Raw genomic sequence first — 1,557 nt, forward strand, 5'->3', positions numbered from 1 at the left:
CTTCTACCACCGCGCCTTTCACCAGAAGCCGGAAAGGCAACAAAATTGAAGAGTTCAGGGTTGATACTGTTATACCTTGTAAACAGATGCTTCAGAACATCTTTAGTGAAGACGCTGCTGAGACAGCCTGAATATTCAAATTCGATCCTGGTAATAGATTTGTCCGATGTACGCTCCGATAATGACCGTTTGACGAAAAGAGACTGCCCATCGGCAGACCAGCTGAACGAGGCTTTTTCCAGAGACTCAGGAGGAAACCATACCATTGGAACAGCATCAAATCGGTAAGTAACCGAGGTACCTGGCAGGCCAACAGAGACAACAGAGGTAGTACCTTTGATTTCGGGCGGCTGAACAAGAATATTCAGCGATGATAAGTAGAAATTTTCCTTAGCTTCACCTTTAAATGACTTCACGTAGCTGATGTAACCTGCATTCCTGTAATAGGGAGTAGCATGGTAATCATGGTCAACGATCCACATAAACTGAGGGAACAAGCCTGCCGGTGTCAGCGCCATAACCGGTCGCACCATCGCCACAACAATCAGGACAGATAAAGCTTGTCGCACCGGGAACACCTGCTGACTCATTTGTAAGGAGCTGTAACTATAGACGCTAAAATGGCTCTGCAGACAATCTGGCTCGGAAAATAAAAAATAGAGGTCAATAACGAGTTAAAGGCATTAGCGGTGGACCACCCCTGCCGTCATTAATTCATCATGAAACTGACACCCTTGTAACATTACTCTGACTTATTTCTGCCCTAGGCTGTGCATGCAAAAAAACAACCTACAAGAAACAGGAGCCCGTGTGAGAGTTCTGAGTGTGATACCTCTGATTGTTTTTACAGTATTGCTAAGTGGCTGTGACGATGAAGCAGAGTCCAACAGCGGTGATAATAATACCAGTGAATACCACTGCCCGGTTGAGTAGATAGTAAAGGCAAGCAGTTCATTATGAAAAAATCATTGAGTCGTCGTCAGTTTTTAAAGGCGTCAGGTGTCGGGTTAACCGGCGTGACAGCTTCAGGGTTGCTTCCACCTTCCATTGTGAAGGCTTTATCTATTCCGGCAAATAATGTCCACGGTAACATCAATGATGTGGAGCATGTGGTTATATTGATGCAGGAAAACCGGGCTTTTGACCACTATTTTGGAAAGTTGGCAGGGGTTCGTGGTTTTGCTGATCGCCATCCTGCTCCTACGGTGTATGGTGATGTCTGGAAGCAAAAATACGTGAAAGGGTGGAGTAATCGATTTATTTATCCCTATCATCTGGATGCGAAGCAAGGTAATGCACAGCGTGTGAATGGCACACCACATACGTTCCCGGATGCCCAGGATGCCTGGGATATGGGACGCATGAGTGATTGGCCCACCCACAAAAAAGAGCAGTCTATGGGCTACTACACTGAGGCTGAATTACCTTTTCAGTTTGCCTTGGCTGATGCTTTTACTGTCTGTGATGAATACTATTGTTCATTTCATGGGGGAACCAACCCTAACTCTTCAATTTTGTTGCCTTTCCGGCTTCTGGTGAAAGGCGCGGTGGTAGAAG

At 45.9% G+C, this 1,557-nt stretch carries 3 protein-coding genes; 2 read left to right on the plus strand and 1 reads right to left on the minus strand.

Features of this window, described 5'->3' with window-relative positions; all coding sequences use genetic code 11:
* A partial coding sequence (locus KDK16_RS00180) for a hypothetical protein (protein WP_257274162.1) occupies positions 1 to 569 on the minus strand: 569 nt, incomplete at its 3' end.
* Positions 570 to 810: 241 nt separating this feature from the next.
* On the opposite strand from KDK16_RS00180, the gene KDK16_RS00185 reads away from it, so the two are divergent.
* Positions 811 to 933 (plus strand): hypothetical protein, encoded by a 123-nt coding sequence (locus KDK16_RS00185; protein WP_257274163.1) that lies wholly within the window; start codon positions 811 to 813, stop codon positions 931 to 933.
* Between the two features lie 23 nt (positions 934 to 956).
* A partial coding sequence (locus tag KDK16_RS00190; RefSeq protein ID WP_257274164.1) for an alkaline phosphatase family protein occupies positions 957 to 1,557 on the plus strand: 601 nt, incomplete at its 3' end.

It is taken from the genome of Endozoicomonas sp. SESOKO4 (assembly GCF_024606275.1).